We start from the raw sequence: 18462 nt of genomic DNA, 5'->3' as shown, positions 1-18462 counted from the left end.
CTTAACGACCAGACGGACTCTATATAAATCAAAAGCTTATTGGCGAGGTATTCTAGGCTTCGAGGGCCCCGTCCGGGAAACGTGATGTCGCGCTCGGTCCGTGTGGAAAATCATCGCTGTTCTAATAGTTTCACTTAAGGCCGAACCGTTCAGGCTGCGAACTGTTCGGCGTCTGTATCGTTGGGCCGCGATTCCGTGGGGAAGGTCGACGAACGCGACGTCAGCTTGGCAAAGCTTCCGTCCGGAGAGGCCTCACCTTGCAACATCTCCGCACGGGGTTTGGCTCGACCACAAGAGTATCGATACCGATTACATTTCCGATATGGGCGTGGTCGAGGCCACGCTAGACCAACTTTTTCACTCGGATTCAATTCACGATGAAGAAAGGCGATTCCATTTCGCGTGCGCTTACGGTCGTTGATACGTCGCTGAAGCAATTTTTCCCCCAAGATTTTCACTCCCGGTGTATGTACGCATCGCTAGGGCTACTCGCGCTACTTGAGGACGAGGGAATTTACGCACAGATGGTCGGCGGTGACTTTGTTTGCGCTGTCATTGAGAAGGGCGGAGACCGTCGAGGGTTGCATGGATTCGGTCGGTCTAGCACGGGGACACCGACGCACTTCTGGGTACAGACTAAGGATATGTTGCTGGACCTGGGGCCGACGTACCTACCATACAGCGCTTCGTTCCCGCTCTCAAAGCTACCGGCATTGCGGTGGAAAACGGAGAAGCCGTTGCCGGATTTCGTCGAGTACAAAGAGCAAAGTCGCTTTGAGCCCAATGTCCAGTTACAGGATAGCGTTCTGCAGCAACGCGCTATTGACTTTCGAACGCTTTGCCGCAAGAACGCGGAATCACTTGGTGTAAAGGCGACTCTGGGCACGTGGGAACTGATAGGGCATACATCGCTTCTTAGCGCCGCTCAAAGAGGTGACCGTTGGGCGAAAGCTATGCTCTCCTTTATCAAGGCGGGGCTCCGAGCACAGGTGCCTCAGTAATCGCGGGACAGTGTGGTCGACCAAATAATTCAGGCTGCCGGAGGGAAAGCTGTCGACGCGCTGCCTATGCCGCTTCGGCTCAGACTGCGAAGCCGCGAGCAGGCGACGGAACCTTGACTGTCCTGGTAGCCCTCGTCAACGCGACGTACTGTGGTCGGCAATGCCAGCGGCACTTCAGCCGCCACGGCGCACTTCGCATTCGCCATGCGGTCGCTGCATCGCCCACGGCAAACGCTCCTAGAACGGTTGTCTGCTGGAACTCGTTCACACGAATTGTTGGTTCCGTTGCCTTCGCGCTCAAGCCTTGGCCTCGGCCAGGGCACGTCGCAGTTCATTGAACACGGCTGACGAGTCGATGGACTGGCGGGCGGCGTTCTCCGGGAGAGGATAAAGACCCATTGGCCGTGTCTTTTCGTGTTTTCGAATTTATACGGCTAACTCTATAGTTCGCGAGCGTTCTAGCGGGGGGCGCAACTCCGTCAATAAACAGGGTCTGCTAGATAGTGCAGCCACCGCTGGGTGAGGCCCCGCTGCCATTGGTTGGCACGGTCAGGTTCGACGCGGAACAGGGGGCAATGCCAGCGCAGGCAAGAAGGGCCAAGGAACCTGTCCCGATTGCATTGCGTGCTGCAATACATCTACCATACGTTGCAGGTAACGGGGATACCTCTGATGAAAGAACGAAAAGACACGCCAATGAGCTTTCGGGCGTCCGCGCGCTTCAAGACAGGCACGTGCGGCTCAGCATGAAAACCGAAGTCAGGCCAACCTGCTCGAGACGCTCGTCTACGAGTTTTGCCGCCTGAAAGGTATCGAGGTGCCGGACACGCCGGTTAACCAACAAGACTAAGCAGATACTTCAATGATTGAGACTATCCTTGAAGCGCCCCTTGTGGCGAAGGTGTGCGCATTCTTCATTCTTCTGTTCGTCGTCTGGTTTTTTGCCCATTTTTTCTGGCGCGCCGCGGGGCGCTGGAGGGACCTGAACAGCATCATCACGGGGCTTACCCACCTCAAGGGTTCTGGCGGCGACCCGACGGCGTTGTTTTCCCGAAGGCAGGACTTGGCGCACCTGTGGAGTGAGTTCCGCAAGAGCCTCTTCGATCCGAAATCGTTTGATTCGGTAACCGGTGAATACGTCCCCGAAACGTCTCGACGGACGGTGCCGGCCGAGCAGATTTTCAATGCGCAAGTGGTGGTCGACAGCCGCGTCGGTGCCGAGTTCTTCCGGCACCTGCCAGGCATCCTGACGGGTATCGGGATTATCGGTACGTTTGCGGGGCTGTTGCACGGCCTGTATGGCTTCATCATTTCGGATAACACCCAGGTGGTTCGGGCCAGCCTGAGCGCGCTGCTGCACAGCGTGGCTGAAGCCTTTCTCGTTTCGGCTACCGCGATTTTCTGCGCGATGGTCATCACGGTCATCGAGAAGTTCTTCATCTCCCGGCTTTACCAGAAAACCGAAGAGGTGGCGTGTCTGCTTGACAGCCTCTACAAGGCAGGCGCAGGCGAGGAGATGCTCGAAGAGCTGCTTCACTCCTCAAAAGAATATGTTTCCAACAGCAAGACGCTGAAAGACGCCCTTGTTCAGGACCTGAAGGGCATTCTCACGTCGTTGACGGAGAGCCAGATTCAGGCCCAGCAGAAAATTATCGACGAGCAAATCAGGGCGCATAACCAGACGAGTGAAGAGCTTGGCCGGCAGATTGGCCAGCACATCACCGAAGGCTTGAAGGCGGCACTCGAAGAACCAATGAAGGCGGTGCAGCAGGCCGTGCAGAGCGCAACGGATGACCGTACAGGTGCCGTCCATACGCTGCTCACGGAAGTGGTGCAGGGGCTGAACCAGAGCCTGAAGGACCTGTTTGGCGACCAGATTGCCGGCATCAATACGATGCAGCAGCAGACCATTACAGCTTTGCAAACCGCTGTGGCCCGCATGGAGCAGATGTCTTCGTCGCTGGAAACCGCCGGCACACGCGCAACGGACACCATGGCCGCGAAACTGGGCGAAGCGCTCACCGGCATGGAGGCACGCCAGGAAATGATGGCCCGACAGATGGCGCAGATTGTCGAGGACATGAAGGCAACTGTTGCCAGCTCGCAGACCGAGACCAACAGTCGGTTGCAGGAAACGCTGGCAGCGGTGAGCGCCACCATCGAATCCCTCATTTCGTCGCTGTCCCAGTCCGTCGCTACCTCCCAGGACTCGACCAACGAAAAGCTTCAGGGCGCGCTCAATAGCGTGACGCAATCGGTTGAGTCGCTCATCAGCTCTCTGTCGCAGCAAGTGGCGAGCTCCCAGTCCGAAGTCAGCACGAAGCTTCAGGACACGCTTGCTAACGTCAGCAATGCGGTCGAGAACCTGGTGACGAACCTGTCGCAGTCGGTGGCGGCATCTCAGGCGCAAAGCAACGACCGCTTGGAGCAGACCGTCTCGAGTGTGGGTCAGACCGTCAATACGCTCGTCTCCGACCTGACCCAGCATGCCGCTTCGGCGGATGCGGAGCATCGGGAGCGGCAGGCACAGCTCGTCGCGCAGGCAGAAGCCGCTACGGCGGGCGTGAAGAGCGCCGTGGAGGCGCTGACTGCCGAAATGCGTACGCTCGTGGCCGGTACCCGCAGCGCGGTCGATACCATGCGTGTGAGCGTCGACTCCATGCGTACCGTCACGACCGACGCGGTCACCCGGATGAATTCGGGCGCGGAGACGCTCTATGTGGCGTCCACCGAATTCGGCAAGGCAGGCGCAGCGGTGACCGGCGTGCTCCAGCAGGCAACAGGCACCTCCGACAAGCTGGCTGCCGCCGCAGCCTCTGTCAGCACGGCCGCCCAGACCATGCAGGGCGTCGTAACGGACTATCGGGCAACGCGTGACCAGCTTGCGCAGATGCTCACGGAACTGACCCGGGTCGTGGACAACGCGCGGACCAACGCCTCCCTCACCAGCGATGTGTTAAGCCGGATTGAGGCATCCACCCAGGCGCTGAATGTCGCGCAGCGCAGCGCCGAGGAATTCCTCGAAGGTGTGGGCGACGTCATGACCGAATCCCTGACGACCTTCCAGCAGCGGCTGGCCGACTCCATGACTGAGGTAAACCGAGAGCTTGTCGACAGGACCGGAAGAGTGACCAGCCTGCTCAAGCAAGCCATTGCAAGCCTCGCTCAGTCAATCGAGCTGGCTGTGCCGAATCCGGAGGCTTAAATGCTAGGCACACGCATTGTCATCAAGCGTGGCGCCCGGTCCGAGGCGGAAAAGCCATTCTGGATTAGCTACGCGGACCTCATGACCGCCCTCATGGTGCTCTTTCTCGTGACCGTGTCGGTCGCGCTGCTCGCCGTGACCAAGCAGGTCAGTGAAGCCGAGCGCCTCAAGGCGCAACGCGAGAGGGACATCAGCGAACTGCTGCATCGCGTTGAGGTGGCCGCGAGCAAATATCCCGGCGTCAAGGTCGACCGTTCACGCAACGTCATCGACTTCGGCGACAAGGCCCACTTCGACAAGAATAGTTACGACCTGAAGCCAGACCAGCAGCGGTTGCTTCGCGCATTCGTTCCAGAGGTCCTGGCCATTGCACGCAACCCGCTCGGCAAAAAGTGGCTCAAGCAGATTGTGGTGGAGGGGTTCTCGAGTCCTGAGGGCGATTACCTCTACAACCTCAACCTGAGTCTTGAGCGCAGCCAGCGCGTTCTTTGCGTCCTCCTCGCCAAACCGTTCACGGACGAGCGCGTTATGAGCAATGACGAGCTTGAGCAGGTTCGGGACCTGTTCCTGGTGGGCGGGTACTCCTTCAATGCAGCCAAGGCGTCGTACGAGGACAGCCGGCGCGTCGAGCTGCGGCTCGAGTTTCTCGGCATTGGTGAGCAGCGGCCATCTGTCTCGGGCGCCCCACGGGGCAATTTCGGCACCTGCGCATTGGGAGCAGCCTGATGAACCTCCTCGACAGGATGCGCAGGTCGCTCGCACGTGGCCCCGAACCCGTCGTGTTGGCACATCCGCTCACCGAACTGGAGCATCAGGAACGCGCGCTTGAAAAACAGATACGGGAGAGGCGACCGGTGCCTCCTCCGATAGACTTTGTCATCGAAGCCATCGAGCTTTTCCGCGAAACGCGCCGGCTTGCCAATTCCCGGCAGGCCCGGCTCGTCGCGCTCGGCTGTATCGAACCGGTTGGCAAGATGCGGTACCGCCTGATTGAGGACGCGGAATGCTTCGGATACCTGCTCAAGGGCGTTGAGAACTTCCGCAGCCATCGCCAGACGTTTCGTAACTGCTACCAGGGGCTCCTCGACGCGTACCTTGATTACCATCCGGACACGAAAGGGAGTCTGTCGTCGGGGCGGCCGAACTGGGAGATGTTGCGCCAATGGCTGCACCGCAATGTGGCAGACATTCGTGAACAGAACGGCGTCGATGAGGCGTGGGTGACTGAGGTGGCGGAAAACCTGGATGTCTTTTCGGAATCACCCGTTGCCCGGTTTGGGGAGGAAGCCCTCCATGGCCACCAAGAGCTTTTCCTGCTTTTCAGGAAGGCGCTGGGCATTAAGGACTCGTCATGGATTATCGACCAGCTTGTTCTCGCGCAGGTGAATGCAGCTGGGCAGTTGAGCGGTTCTGAATTCCGGCGCCATCTGCCTGGGCTTATCCGCTTGCTGGGAACGGTCAGCGCCGACAACAAGACACTCTTTAACAAGGCGCTCGCGCAGATTCTGGCGTATTACCACGCAAAGCCACCGCGTGCCGCGCACAAAGCGTTGCAGGACTTCACGGTGTTGCATTGGGGCAATCCATGGCTCAAGCGTAATAACAGCGGCTGGGTACTCGTGTCGGAGCCCGTTCGTAGCATGGTGTCGTCGTGGCTCAAGCTCCATTACATCCAGCACTTCTTCAGCGTCCTCGCACAGGAGGGCAAGAGTGACCCTCGACGTCTGAAGTTCTGGGAAAAGTACTACGAGGCAGTCGGTACCGTAACGTTCGCCCTGGGCCCGCAGACCCGCTGGAGCACCGACCCGGATATGGTCCGCGCCCGCAAGCTCATGGACGGCCTGATTGTCGACCTCGTGGGCAACGGTGCCTCGAACAACAACGCGTTCATCATGCAGTTCGGGGAGTGGGTGGTTGTTGAGTTCGGCCAGAAGGGTAACGCCTGCTTCTTCTTCCGGGAATCGGACCTACCATTCGAACTGAACCGCGACGTCTCAGTGCCGGCCGTCAAGAATCACATCCAGGGCGATTCAGACGGTTCGCGTGCCCCGGTCCGACGCACGCACCGCGACCTCATCGAAGCCGTTTGGGAAACCAACTTCCAACGGGTACTGAGTGCACGCGGTATTTTCCCGGGCAAGCCGTCACTGTCGAGTCAATCGGCTGCGCGGAGTTCAGCTCCCGACACCGTGCGGCAGGTCGAGACACGTTCAGGCACCACCCAGCATGACGCGTCTCCTATGCAGCGGGCGGCAACAAGGGACACGCAACCCCGGCAGGCCGGGAATGGTACGAATGTCCAGCCTGGCAGTACGGCCCCCGTATCGCGGACGCGAGCGCACAGGCTGACACCCCAGCAGGAAGCTGGCGTCAAGGCGCTCTGCGGGAGGCTCGGTATCAAGTGCGAGGACCTTCGTGACAAAAACGGCAACCTGTGGATATTTCACGACTGGCCGCGCGATTCCCGCATCACGCCTCAACTGAACGAATGGGGTTTTACCTACAGGCCCGGCAAAGGCTGGTGGTACAAGGACCCCGCATAACAACAAAGGAATTGACCATGCTGAAGTGGCTCAAACGTACAGGCGCTGCCCGCAACGAGGAGAAGCCCGCCGAGGTATGGCGCCACCTGGATAGCCAGGGCCTCCTGCTCGGCACCTTCGAATCGGTCGGCGCTATCCCCGGGGCAACGCCACTTGCATCGCCCATGATGCCGGCGATGATTACGCAGCTTCATGACGAGGGCTATGCAGTCGCCGAAGAACAAAGCGCGCGCCTGTCGTGGGAGTCGCTGTACAGCCTGATGGAAGACCGAGCTTATGGCAGAAGTCTCGAGCTGCTCGAGCTTCCCCCTGCCTGCGACTACGTCCTGGAACTGAAAAGCCATAGCAGCCTGTCGGAACGGGACTTCGCTATTGGCGTGACCCGCTGGCGTGATGGCTGCGGGCGTGTCCTGGATGGAGCGACGCGAACTGGAGCGCTTATCCAGGTCGCCGGCCAATCCCATCTGCTCTCGCGCCGGGTATGGGATACGGCTGAGCAGGTCGCCCGGTTCCACAACCGACCGGAATCCGAGCGTGACGAAGCTTCGCAGCGACTGCGCTGGGGGCAAATTCGCCGCACCGCCATGGCGGCCAGGGCGCGCATGGACGAGTTCCTCTACCAAAGCATCGTTCTGACGCCCGACACCATCGACATTCACCTGCGCAAGACGGAAACGGGCGGAACACGCGTGGTTGAAATCATGCCCGGGTTCGAAGGAGCACCCGAGAACTGGCTCAAGGTCTTCGATTCGTACCAGAACGTGCCCCAACGGTATGACATCAACACCGACAAAGGCATTGTCCAGGTGCTCATCACGCCCGAGGTCCGCACGGTTCTCGACAACATCCGCCGTCTGCCCGGGCGCCTGGTTGCGGGCTCCCGGGCCGAGGCTTTCCTTCTGAATCCGTTTGCGACGCTGGGCGAGGATGCCAGTGCGGTCATTGATGAAGAGCAGTTCGAGCGCGCACGCATCGAAGCCGACATCTTCTTTGACCACTTCACGGCACTCATCGAGCGGGACGCCCTCGGATTTCCCGAGAAGATTGCTCTGGCCATTGAGACGCCGGGTCCGACCCACGTCTCCGCGGAGGAACGGTTTTTTGTAGATGACGCCGAGCTGGAGGACTTCATCCGGGGCGTGGAGCGGGCGCTGGCAACCGACAAGCAACTGTATGGATGGCAGGGGTACGACTTCGAACTGCTAGGCGACAGCGCCGCACAGGTCGAGCTGCTCAAGGCGGCGCTTGCCGAGTGGCAGCAGCCCCGCATTCTCGTGCGCTACGAGGATGTCTACGACCTGAGCGCCTACACCTCGCGCGTCAATAACATCGGTATCGAACAGCCGTACTATTCGCCGTACATTGCCAAGAAGGGCGAGGAATGGTGGCCGGAGAATCTGGTCAATGTCATCGTCTATACGCCTGAAGGCAGTACCGAGCCGGTTGCCGTGCCCGTCACCGATGCGGTGCGGGACGAATTGCAGGCAAAGGTCGAACAGGCCCAGGCAAGCGGCCTGTCGTCCGTCGAACTACCGGGCTTTCCCAAGCCGCTTCCGGTCACGGAGGCGCGGGACATCCTCGATGCGTTTGACCAGTTCGGCAAGAGCGTTCGCGACGGGCATGACAAGCCGCCCAAGTCGCGCGACGACGAGGGTGGGCGCGAGGGGGAGCGCGGTAAGCGACCCAAGGCGAAACAGCTGCTCATCAAGCCCAACGTCAATGCCGTCGACTACGAGGAAATCCGTCACGACATCCTGACGACGTTCTCTCCGGTGCCCGCGCTGCCGGCCGGTTTCCTGCCGACGACTCAACTGCTGCCACACCAGGACAGCGGCGTTGCCTGGTTGCAGCACCTCTTTCGCCACGCACCCAACCATTGCAGGGGAGCCGTGGTGGCTGACGACATGGGGCTGGGCAAAACCCTGCAACTGCTCACCTTCATGGCGCGCGCGTTTGAGGACGCCCCGACGCTGCCGCCCGCAATCGTCGTGGCACCGGTGTCACTTCTTGAGAACTGGGCGGAAGAAATCGGCAAGTTCTTCAAGTCCGGCACCTTCCGGCCGCTCATCGCGTACGGAGACAATCTCGCTTCGCTACGAGTGCCACGCGCCGCCATCGACGAAGAACTGCGCAGTGAGAACCTTGTCCGATTCCTTCGCCCAGACTGGGTCGGTGACGCCAATATCGTGCTGACGACCTACGAGACCCTGCGCGACCTGGAGTTCTCGTTCGCCGCACAGAAGTGGTCCATCATGGCGTGCGACGAAGCACAGAAAATCAAGAACCCGAATGCGATGGTCGCACGCGCTGCGAAGAAGCAGAACGTGATGTTCAAGATTGCCTGTACCGGAACGCCCGTTGAAAACACGCTGGTCGACCTGTGGTGTCTGTTTGACCTGGTGCAGGCCGGGTACCTCGGCGCACTCAACGAATTTGGAAAGCGGTATCGCAAGCCGATTGAAGCGGAGACGGACGAGGAAAAGGCTCGCGTAGAAGAGCTGCGTCGCTTGATTGAGCCGCAGATTCTGCGCCGGATGAAGACCGACGTCGCGACGCTCCCACCCAAGCATGTTGTGCCGACGTTCGTACCTATATCGAACCTTCAGCGCAGCTACTACACCAACGCAGTCAACGCATTCAGGGCAAGCAAAGACCCGGACAGCAAGGAAACGATAGTCTCGCCCTTCAAAAACCATCTCGGACTGCTTCAGTACCTGCGCTCTATCTGTACGACGCCTCACGCGCCGGGTATGGGGCGATTCAAGCCGCAGGCGCTTGAACAGGCGCGTAATGAAGCGCCCAAACTCGCGTGGCTCCTCGACACACTCGAGCAGATTCGAGCGAAGGGTGAGAAGGCCATTATGTTCGCGGAGTTCCGTGAAACCCAACAGATGCTGGCGCATTACATCAAGGAGGTGTTCGGATTCTCCCCGGACATCATCAATGGCGATGTGACGGCAACTGCAAAACACGTTGCGAGTCGTCAGAAGCGCATCAAGGCGTTCCAGGCCAAGCCCGGATTTGGGACCATCATTCTTTCGCCTGTCGCCGTCGGTTTTGGCGTGAACGTTCAAGAAGCCAACCACGTTATCCACTACACGCGCAACTGGAACCCTGCGAAGGAAGACCAGGCGACCGACCGGGCTTACCGTATCGGGCAGAAGCGGGAAGTGTGGGTCTATCTGCCGATTCTGAGTGCGACCGATTTCGCCACGTTTGAAGTGCGTCTTAACGAGCTGCTCGAAGCCAAGCGCAAACTGGCGAGCGACATGCTCAACGGTACAGGAACGGTTCTGCCGAGCGACTGGAATCTTCAGGACATCATCCCGGGGGGAGCCAATGACCCTGTGTTCAGCCGTGCCCTGACGGTCGACGATGTGTTGCGCATGGAATGGGATTACTTCGAGGCCCTGGTGGCCGCCATTTGGCAGAAGAAAGGTTTTCGCACGGTGTATCGCACGCCGCGTCAGGACGAGGGCGTCGATGTGGTCGCATTCACCGGCAACAAGGGCGACCTCATCCAGTGCAAGAGTTCGGGGAACGAGGGTGCCGCGCTTGATTCGCAGGGAGTCAAGGACGTCGTGTGGGGAGAGGCCGAATACCGGTTGCGGCACCCGGGCGTCGACTTCTCCAAATGGGCGGCGACCAACCAGTACTTCAACGAAACAGCGGTGGACAGCGCACGCAAGAACAACGTTGCCTTGCTGAACCAGAAAGATATCGAGACCCTGTTGGGGCAACATCCTGTGACGCATGGTGATGTGCAGCGTTTCCTGCACTCATACTGGGAAGACGCCGCGTGACGAAGCGCAGACCTTCTCGCTCAAATTCTTGGGTGCCGTCTGTCGAGCTTCAATCCCTCACATGCGACATATTTAGGCGGTCATCCTTCGACCGAAAAGACTATGTCTCGCCTTGGCATCGCACACGAAAATGGCCTCATCTATGAAGGCACCGATAGTCCGAGCCATCTCACGGTCCCGGTACCGATAATCTCGCAGTGTGTGCTCATCGAATCCCCGTCTGACCTCGAGAATTTGCCTCGCGGTATGCTGAGCGACCCGTTCCGATGGATTTTTCGAGAGGACTCGTTTGACCCGGTATCTCGAGTGCGGCGAGGTCGTCTATTTCAGTCATTCACCAAGACCAATCGGGAATTTGTCTTCGTCGAAGCTGATCCCAATTCACTATCTGACAACAGGCGGAGCCAGCTAGATGGTTGAGTATCTAAAGAATTGAATGTGTTTATCCACTGCACTGAATTGCTGGGACGTCCGAACCGGGGAGAAAGCCTCCAACTAGCGATTGGCCACGTAGGCGCGCACTCGCTTTGGCGGATATTGCAGACTAAACAAACCGTCAGTCAGGACGTGCTGGTTACTCTTCGAGCTGAGTCTGCATTTGGCATACTACCCGCTCTCGACATGGCACAAATCCCAGAGGAAAACCGGAAGCCAGTCGTGGATGCTTACGACCGCGTCATGAAGGTCGCGTACCGCGATTCCCCAACGTCCGTTGTCGACCAGTGCCGAAATCTGTGTGCGGTTCTTGCCGGCCGATGGTTACGGCAATTGACCGGTGAGGAGAAAGCAATCCACAAGGACCTGGGGTCATGCCTCACCGCAATCGGAAAGCATGTTGGCGAGAATGAGCGGCGCTTGATTCGTGCGGCTCTCGAGACAGTCAACCTTCTCCACCCTCGTGCGAAGGATAACGAGCGTGAGCGTCTCGACCTGCGAGAGGTATCGAGCGAGGACGCCGAGCTTGCCATGCATGCAACGGGATTCGTTCTCAGAGAGCTCGGTTGGGGGCATTGACGGCATCGCGCGGTCTCCTGCTTTCGTGGCGCCTCAAGGTTAATGGTGAGGCTATCCGCATTTCTCCCCCTCCAACCCTCCAACCCATCAACTCAGCGACGGCGATTCGGTTGTTGAGGCTGCACGCGCGGGAACGCATCGCAAGCGCGCTTGCCCATATCGGCCATATCAAATATGGAAGGTGGCATGGGGACGGCCACGCGACGGGACTTCGATTTTCCGTGACATTCTACACCTCGGCCACACGCAATTGCTGTTGGAATAGTTTCGCTTAAGCACCGCCCCGGTGTCCGTTTGCGGGAATTTAATGGGGCGTTAAGTGAAACTTTGCGAACCGCTTTAAGTAAAACTATTCGAAGTTGCCACGCGAGCACAAACAGCAGACACCTCACTCCACCGTCACCGCCTTCGCCAAATTCCTAGGCTTATCAATATCCGTCCCCCGCGCCAACGCCGCGTGATAAGCCAGCAATTGCATCGGCACCGTATGCAGAATCGGCGACAGCGGCCCGTAGTACTCGTTGAGCCGAATCACCTCGATCCCTTCACTCGGCACCAACCCGCAGTCCACATCCGCGAATACAAAAAGCCTGCCATTGCGCGCACTGACTTCATGCATGTTCGACCGGAGCTTCTCGAGCAGCGCATCATTCGGCGCCACCGCAATGACCGGCATTTCATTACTGACCAACGCCAGCGGCCCGTGCTTCAACTCTCCGGCGGGATAAGCCTCCGCGTGGATATACGAAATCTCCTTCATCTTCAGCGCGCCTTCCAGCGCGATCGGATAATGCATCCCGCGTCCGAGAAACAGCATGTTGTCGCGTCGCGCGAGCAACTCCGACCAGCCCATGATCTGCGGCTCCAGCGCGAGCACCTTCGACATCGCATCGGGCAGATGCCGCAGCGCACGCAGATGCTCCTTCTCCTCGTCATCGCTCAACCGCCCACGCACCTGCGCAAGCGCCAGCGTGAGCAGAAACAACGCGACGAGCTGCGTCGTGAACGCCTTCGTCGACGCTACCCCGATCTCGATCCCCGCACGCGTGACGAACTGCAGCGCACATTCGCGCATCAGCGCACTCGTCGCGACGTTGCAGATCGCGAGCGTATGCATCATCCCGCGCTGCTTCGCGACATGCACGGCGCCGAGCACGTCGGCCGTCTCGCCGCTTTGCGACACCGCGACGACCAGTGTGCGCGGATTCGGCACGCTGTCGCGATAACGAAACTCGCTCGCAATCTCGACACTCGCCGGCAGCTTAGCGATGCTCTCGATCCAGTACTTCGCGGTCAGCGCCGCGTGATAACTGCCGCCGCATGCGAGCAGCAACACCGAATCGACGTCGTTGAACACACGCCACGCACCGTCGCCGAACAGCTCCGGCATGATCGACGCGACGTCGAGCAGCGTATCGGCCACGGCCTGCGGCTGCTCGAAGATCTCCTTCTGCATGTAGTAGCGATACGACCCAAGATCGGCCGCGCCGCTGTGCGCCGCCACCCGCTGCACCGCGCGCTCGACGCGCTGGCCGGCCGCATCGACGATCCAGTAGCGATGCAGCTGGATATCGGCGACGTCACCGTTCTCCAGATACGCGATGCGATCGGTGATGCCCGACAACGCGATCGCATCCGACGCCAGGAAATTCTCGCCATCGCCGACACCGACGACGAGCGGCATCCCGTCGCGCGCACCGACGATCCGGTGCGGCTCGTCGCGGCACATCACCGCGATCGCGTAGCTGCCGCGCAGTCGTGCTACCGCGCGCCGCACCGCGTCGAACAGGTCGCCGTCGTACAGGTGATCGATCAAGTGGGCGATCGCCTCGCTGTCGGTCTGGCTCGCGAACACGTAGCCGTGCGCCTGCAGCTCCGCGCGCAGTTGATCGCAGTTCTCGATGATCCCGTTGTGCGACAGCGCGATGCGCGCGTTGTCGTCGCTCGGCGAAAAGTGCGGATGCGCGTTGAGCGTGACGGGAGCGCCGTGCGTCGCCCAGCGCGTATGCGCGATGCCGGTGTAACCCGACAGCGCGTGCGCGGCGATCTCGCGCTGCAGGTTGGCGACGCGGTCGACGCTGCGCGCGCGTGCCAGCGCACGGTCGCGATAGACCACGACGCCGCACGAGTCGTAGCCGCGGTATTCGAGCCGCTTCAGCCCGTCAACGAGGTTCGGCAGGATGTCCCGCTGGGCAACCGCCCCGACAATTCCACACATATCGCGCTCCGTAAATGTCCTGTCTGGACCCGTGACAGCGATGGTAGAGGCGAGCCTGTGGAATTAAATTTCGAAATACGTCGATAAATGAAACGAGGCGGCGATCGGATATCATGTTGAAATTAAATTTCACGCCCTGACCGGAAGGAGCCGCCGATGGCCGGCATCACGCTCGACGATCTCGACCTGCGCATTCTCGCGATCCTGCAGGACGACGCATCGGTATCGAATCTGCAACTGGCCGAGCGTGCGCTGTCGTCGCCGCCGACCTGCATGCGCCGCGTGCGGCGGCTGACGGAGGCGGGCGTGATCCGCCGCCAGGTCGCGGTGCTCGATCCGGTCGCGATCGGCACGGCGGTCACGGCATTGATCGAGATCAGCCTCGACCGGCAGACGGCCGAAGACTACGACGCGTTCGAAGCCTACGTGTGTGCAGAGCCGGCGGTCACGCAGTGCTACCGCGTGTCGCCGGGGCCGGATTTCGTGGTGGTGGCCGATCTGGCCGACGTCGCCGAATACGACGCGTTCGCGCGGCGGCTGTTCACCGGCGCATCGAACGTGCGCAACGTGCGGACGTTCTTCTCGACGCATCGCGCGAAGTTCGAGGCGAACGCGCGGGTCGCGCATGCGATGCGCAAGCGCGCATAGCGTGAGGTGAACGCGTCATTCGTCTTACGTCACACCGTTGCGCCCGCATCGGCCAGTTGCAGCGGCTTCCCGTATCCGAAGCAATGCGCGGGCTCCGGAAACACGCGGTGCCGCACGTCATGCGCGTACTGGCGGATCGCGTCGCGCATCACCGCATTCGCATCCGCGTAACGCTTCACGAAGCGCGGCGTGTACGCATCGAATGCGCCGATCATGTCCTCGGTCACGAGCACTTGCCCGTCGCACGCGGGCGATGCGCCGATGCCGATCGTCGGGATCGTCAGCGTTCCGGTCAGGTGGCGCGCGAGCGCCTCGGCAGTGCCTTCGATCACGACGCTGAACGCGCCGGCCCGTTCGGCAGCACACGCGGCGTCGAACACCTGCGCGGCCGAAAGCGGGTCCATCCCCTGCGCGCGAAAACCGCCCGTCGCGTTGGCCTGCTGCGGCATGAGGCCGACATGCGCCATCACCGGAATGCCGCGCTCGGTCAGGAAGCGGATCGTATCGGTCATCTCGCAGCCGCCTTCGAGCTTCACGGCCTGCGCGCCGGTTTCGGCGAGCAGCCGCGCGGCGGAGCGGTACGCCTGCGCGGGCGATTCCTGGAACGTGGAGAACGGCAGGTCGACGACGACGCACGCCTGCGCGGCGCCGCGCACGACGGCCGCGCCGTGTGCAATCATCATGTCGAGCGTGACGCGCAGCGTATCGGGCATCCCGTACAGCACCATGCCGACGGAGTCGCCGACGATGATCACGTCAGCCACGTCGTCGACGAGTTTTGCCATTGGCGCGGAATACGCGGTCAGCGACACGAGGCTGCCGATCCCTTTGGTCGAGCGGATCGCGGTGACGGTCTTGCGGGTGGTGCGGGTATGAGCGCTCATGAACGGAAGCCGTGTGAAAGAAGAGCCGCCACGGTAGCATCGCGCTCGTTCGTGCAATGACCTTCGGAGGACGTCTTATGTTGCTGGCGGGACAACCCGGCGACCCATACGCAGTGCCGCCGATGGCGCGCCTGCCGAGGCCGCTATACGTGCGCGCCTTCGGGATTCCCGGCAACGTGAGCGTCGATGCGCACAGTCATCCGTGGGCCCAGCTAATGTATGCGACGAGCGGCGTGCTCGAGGTGTCGACGCCGTCGGGCCGGCAACTGCTGCCGCCGCACTATGCGATGTGGATTCCGCCGCACGTGCCGCATGCGGTATCGACGCGCGATTGCGTCGCGTTCCACAGCCTGTATCTCGATGCGGCGATCGCACGGCGCGACATGAACGACGATTGCACGATCCTCTGCATGACGCCGCTGCTGCGCGAGCTGGTGATTGCGACTCGCGAATTGCCGGTGAATTACGACGAGACGGGGCCGGACGGTGCGCTCGTGTGCGTGATCGCGGACCGGATCGCCCGCATGCAGCCCGCGCCGCTCACGGTGCCGCTGCCGCGCGATCCGCGCCTGCTGAAAATCGCGCGCGCATTGCATGCGGCGCCGGGCGATACGCGCAGTCTCGACGAATGGGGCCATCAGGTCGGCGCGACGCGGCGCACGCTGTCGCGGCTGTTCCGGCAGGACACGGGGCTGTCGTTCACCGAATGGCGGCAGGCCGTGCGGCTGCTCGCGTCGCTGCCGCTGCTCGACGCGGGCGAGCCGATCGGCACGGTGGCCGCACGACTGGGTTACGACTCGACGTCGTCGTTCATCGCGCTGTTCCAGGCGAAATTCCGCGTGACGCCCGGCGCGTATGCGAAGCGTGAAGCGCGTCGGCCGCTGTTGAGCGCGTGACGCGCGGCATGCGTCAGAACCCGAGCGTCTGCTGCACCGGATGATGCTCGCCGCGCGCGAACCCGGCGCCTTCGAGCGACAACAACGCGCGTTTCCGTTCAATCCCGCCCGCATAACCGGTCAGGCTGCCGGACGCGCCGATCACGCGATGGCACGGCACCATGATCGACACCGGGTTGCGGCCGACCGCGCCGCCGACGGCGCGCGCTGCACTCATCGGCAGCCCGACGCGTTCGGTGATGTCGCCGTACGACACGAGCTCGCCGAACGGAATCGCGAGCAGTTCCTTCCACACGCTGCGCTGAAACGCGGTGCCGCGCAGATGAATCGGCACCGAGAAGGTTTCGCGCGTGCCGGTGAAATAGTCGGCGACTTCTTCGGCAACCTTGCGCGCGAGCGGCGGCACGTTGCGCGCGTCCGCATCCGGCGCGATTGCCAGCGACGGATAGTATTTCTGGCCGACGAAGAACAGGCCCGTCAGCGCATCGTCCTCGATACGAATGGCGATATCGCCCAGCGGGCTCGGAATCAGATGAGCGAGAGTCATCGCGAAGCTTCTCCATGAAGGCGCCACACATGCAGTGCGGCATACGCGCGCCACGGCGCCCAACGCGCCGCATCGGGCGCGGAAGACGCGGATGACGCGGATGACGCGGATGACGCGATGCGCGGGCGTTCGGCGGCGACGCGCGGCGCAAGCCACGCGTCGTCGGCGGGGAACGCGTTCGGCCAGGCCATCGCACGCATCGCGACGTACTGCACCGCGCGTTCGTCGAAGCCGGACAGCGCGCGCAACGCGGCGAGCGTCGCATCGAGCGGCGCCATCGGTTCGAGCGCGAGCGTGCCGTCTGCAACGACGCGCGCCAGTGACACGATCGCCCGCGCGGCCTCGCGCGTCACGCCGATCGCTTCGAGCGCCGCCGGCGGCGCGACCGCCAGTATCGCAGCCGAAGGCAACGCATGCGTGAGCCCGGGCGCGGCGTTGGCGACCGGCGTACCGAAGCGTTCGGCAACACGCGTCAGCACCGGGCCTGCGTGCGTCGCGGCCAAATGCTCGCCCGCGAGCGCACGGATCGCGATCTCGAGCCCGTCGAACGCGCCGGGTACGCGCAGACCGGGCGAACCGTCCGCGAGTTCGCCGAGATGTGCATCGATCACGTCGGGGCGGCTGTCGAGATCGAACAGCCGCCGCACGCGCGCGAGCACGGCCGGCACGACGGGCGTCAGCGCGGGCGACACGGTGACTGCGAGCGCGAACCGCTGCGGCACGTGCGTGACGGACAGCCAGCCCGTCACATGACCGCTGCCGTTCGGCAGTGCGACGACGCGCGCATAGCCCTGTGCGTCGATCCGCTCGACGCCGTCGATCTGCCGCTGCGCGAGAAAGCGCATCAACTCGGGCCACGCGAACGGCGGCCGGTACGGCAGCGGGAACGTCATGTCGCCGCCGGCCGCTGCGCCGGCGCCCTTGCGCAGGCGCAGCGGATTGAGGCTGTAGCGTTGCCGGAACAAGTCGTTCAAGCGCCGCACGCTGCCAAACCCGGCGGTCGACGCGACGACGGCCACCGGCAGCGCGGTATCGGTCAGGAGGCGCTTGGCCATCAGCAGCCGGTGCGTCTGTGCGAACTCGACCGGCGAGACGCCGAACTGCGCGGCGAAGATCCGGCGCAGGTGGCGCTCGGTCACGCCGACGCGCTGCGCGAGCGCGTTGACCGAGCGCTCGTTCAGGAAACCGTCCTCGATCAGCGTGGCGGCCGCGTCGGCGAGATTGCCGGACAGGTCGAGCAGCCCGTGGCCGGGCGCGAGCTCGGGCCGGCAGCGCATGCACGGCCGAAAGCCGGCTTTCTCCGCGGCGGCGGCGCTCGCGTAATAGCTGCAGTTGCGCGCCTTCGGCGGTTTCACCGGACAAACGGGGCGGCAATACACCCCCGTCGTGGCCACGCCGACGAAGAACCAGCCGTCGAAGCGGCGGTTCCGCGAAAGCAGGGCTGCGTAGCAGGTGTCGGGATCGAGGCGCATGCGACGACTGTAAACCATCGTCGCCGCCGATTCTGGCCGGAATCGGACCTGTGTCTCGGCGCTCGGGTTCGCGTCATGCCCCCGTTTTGCCCGCGGGAAAATTCCGGAAAAACGGTTAATGCCAATCTGCGAAACAGTCGTCTCTTTTTGCGCGGCCAAATTCGAGATGACTCATCGAAATCCCCGACTGACACGGCACCGGCCCACGCCCTATTCTTTGAAAAACGTTTT

The 18462-nt window shown here is 61.8% G+C and carries 11 protein-coding genes; 7 read left to right on the top strand and 4 right to left on the bottom strand.

What is annotated here, in order from left to right:
- The first annotated feature begins 1863 nt into the window (after window positions 1-1863).
- The 5 genes from zorA (at window position 1864) to F3J14_RS35525 (ending at window position 11566) form a co-directional block, all read left to right on the top strand.
- On the top strand, window positions 1864-4206 hold the full coding sequence (zorA, locus tag F3J14_RS02525; protein ID WP_166721627.1) for an anti-phage ZorAB system protein ZorA: 2343 nt from the start codon (window positions 1864-1866) through the stop codon (window positions 4204-4206).
- On the top strand, window positions 4207-4932 hold the full coding sequence (locus F3J14_RS02520; protein ID WP_166721626.1) for a flagellar motor protein MotB: 726 nt from the start codon (window positions 4207-4209) through the stop codon (window positions 4930-4932).
- Entirely contained in the window at window positions 4932-6749 is a 1818-nt protein-coding gene (locus F3J14_RS02515) for an EH signature domain-containing protein (protein ID WP_166721625.1), read from the top strand. Before F3J14_RS02520 ends, F3J14_RS02515 begins: the two co-directional genes overlap by 1 nt.
- Before the next feature lie 17 nt (window positions 6750-6766).
- On the top strand, window positions 6767-10552 hold the full coding sequence (locus F3J14_RS02510) for an SNF2-related protein (RefSeq protein ID WP_166721624.1): 3786 nt from the start codon (window positions 6767-6769) through the stop codon (window positions 10550-10552).
- Window positions 10553-11209: 657 nt separating this feature from the next.
- Window positions 11210-11566: a hypothetical protein gene (locus tag F3J14_RS35525; protein ID WP_247682101.1), complete on the top strand. Its 357-nt coding sequence runs from the start codon at window positions 11210-11212 to the stop codon at window positions 11564-11566.
- 388 nt (window positions 11567-11954) lie between these two features.
- Here F3J14_RS35525 and glmS read toward each other — a convergent pair whose 3' ends face one another.
- Window positions 11955-13784, bottom strand: a complete 1830-nt coding sequence (glmS, locus tag F3J14_RS02500) for a glutamine--fructose-6-phosphate transaminase (isomerizing) (protein WP_166721623.1) — start codon at window positions 13782-13784, stop codon at window positions 11955-11957.
- Between the two features lie 156 nt (window positions 13785-13940).
- Between glmS and F3J14_RS02495 the strand changes: the two genes are divergently transcribed.
- A complete protein-coding gene (locus tag F3J14_RS02495) occupies window positions 13941-14432 on the top strand; it encodes an Lrp/AsnC family transcriptional regulator (RefSeq protein WP_006761025.1) in 492 nt (163 codons plus the stop codon).
- A 29-nt stretch (window positions 14433-14461) separates the two neighbouring features.
- On the opposite strand, the gene panB is transcribed toward F3J14_RS02495, so the two are convergent.
- Window positions 14462-15316, bottom strand: coding sequence for a 3-methyl-2-oxobutanoate hydroxymethyltransferase (gene panB / locus F3J14_RS02490; protein WP_166721622.1), 855 nt, complete (start codon window positions 15314-15316; stop codon window positions 14462-14464).
- 77 nt (window positions 15317-15393) lie between these two features.
- Here panB and F3J14_RS02485 point away from each other — a divergent pair, with 77 nt between their 5' ends.
- Window positions 15394-16212, top strand: coding sequence for a helix-turn-helix transcriptional regulator (locus F3J14_RS02485; RefSeq protein WP_166721621.1), 819 nt, complete (start codon window positions 15394-15396; stop codon window positions 16210-16212).
- Between the two features lie 13 nt (window positions 16213-16225).
- On the opposite strand, the gene F3J14_RS02480 is transcribed toward F3J14_RS02485, so the two are convergent.
- Both F3J14_RS02480 and F3J14_RS02475 read right to left on the bottom strand, forming a co-directional pair.
- The gene (locus F3J14_RS02480) at window positions 16226-16759 is read right to left on the bottom strand and encodes a methylated-DNA--[protein]-cysteine S-methyltransferase (RefSeq protein ID WP_166721620.1); all 534 of its coding nucleotides are present in this window, start codon (window positions 16757-16759) and stop codon (window positions 16226-16228) included.
- Window positions 16756-18249 carry an AlkA N-terminal domain-containing protein gene (locus F3J14_RS02475; RefSeq protein ID WP_166721619.1) on the bottom strand — a complete coding sequence of 498 codons (1494 nt, stop codon included), beginning with the start codon at window positions 18247-18249 and terminating at the stop codon, window positions 16756-16758. Before F3J14_RS02475 ends, F3J14_RS02480 begins: the two co-directional genes overlap by 4 nt.
- Window positions 18250-18462 lie beyond the last annotated feature (213 nt).

Source organism: Burkholderia sp. Tr-862, from assembly GCF_011753085.1.
GTDB classification, from domain to species: domain Bacteria; phylum Pseudomonadota; class Gammaproteobacteria; order Burkholderiales; family Burkholderiaceae; genus Burkholderia; species Burkholderia ambifaria.
The sequence above is the reverse complement of the archived record's forward strand: the minus strand, read 5'-3'. Positions and strand labels throughout refer to the sequence as shown.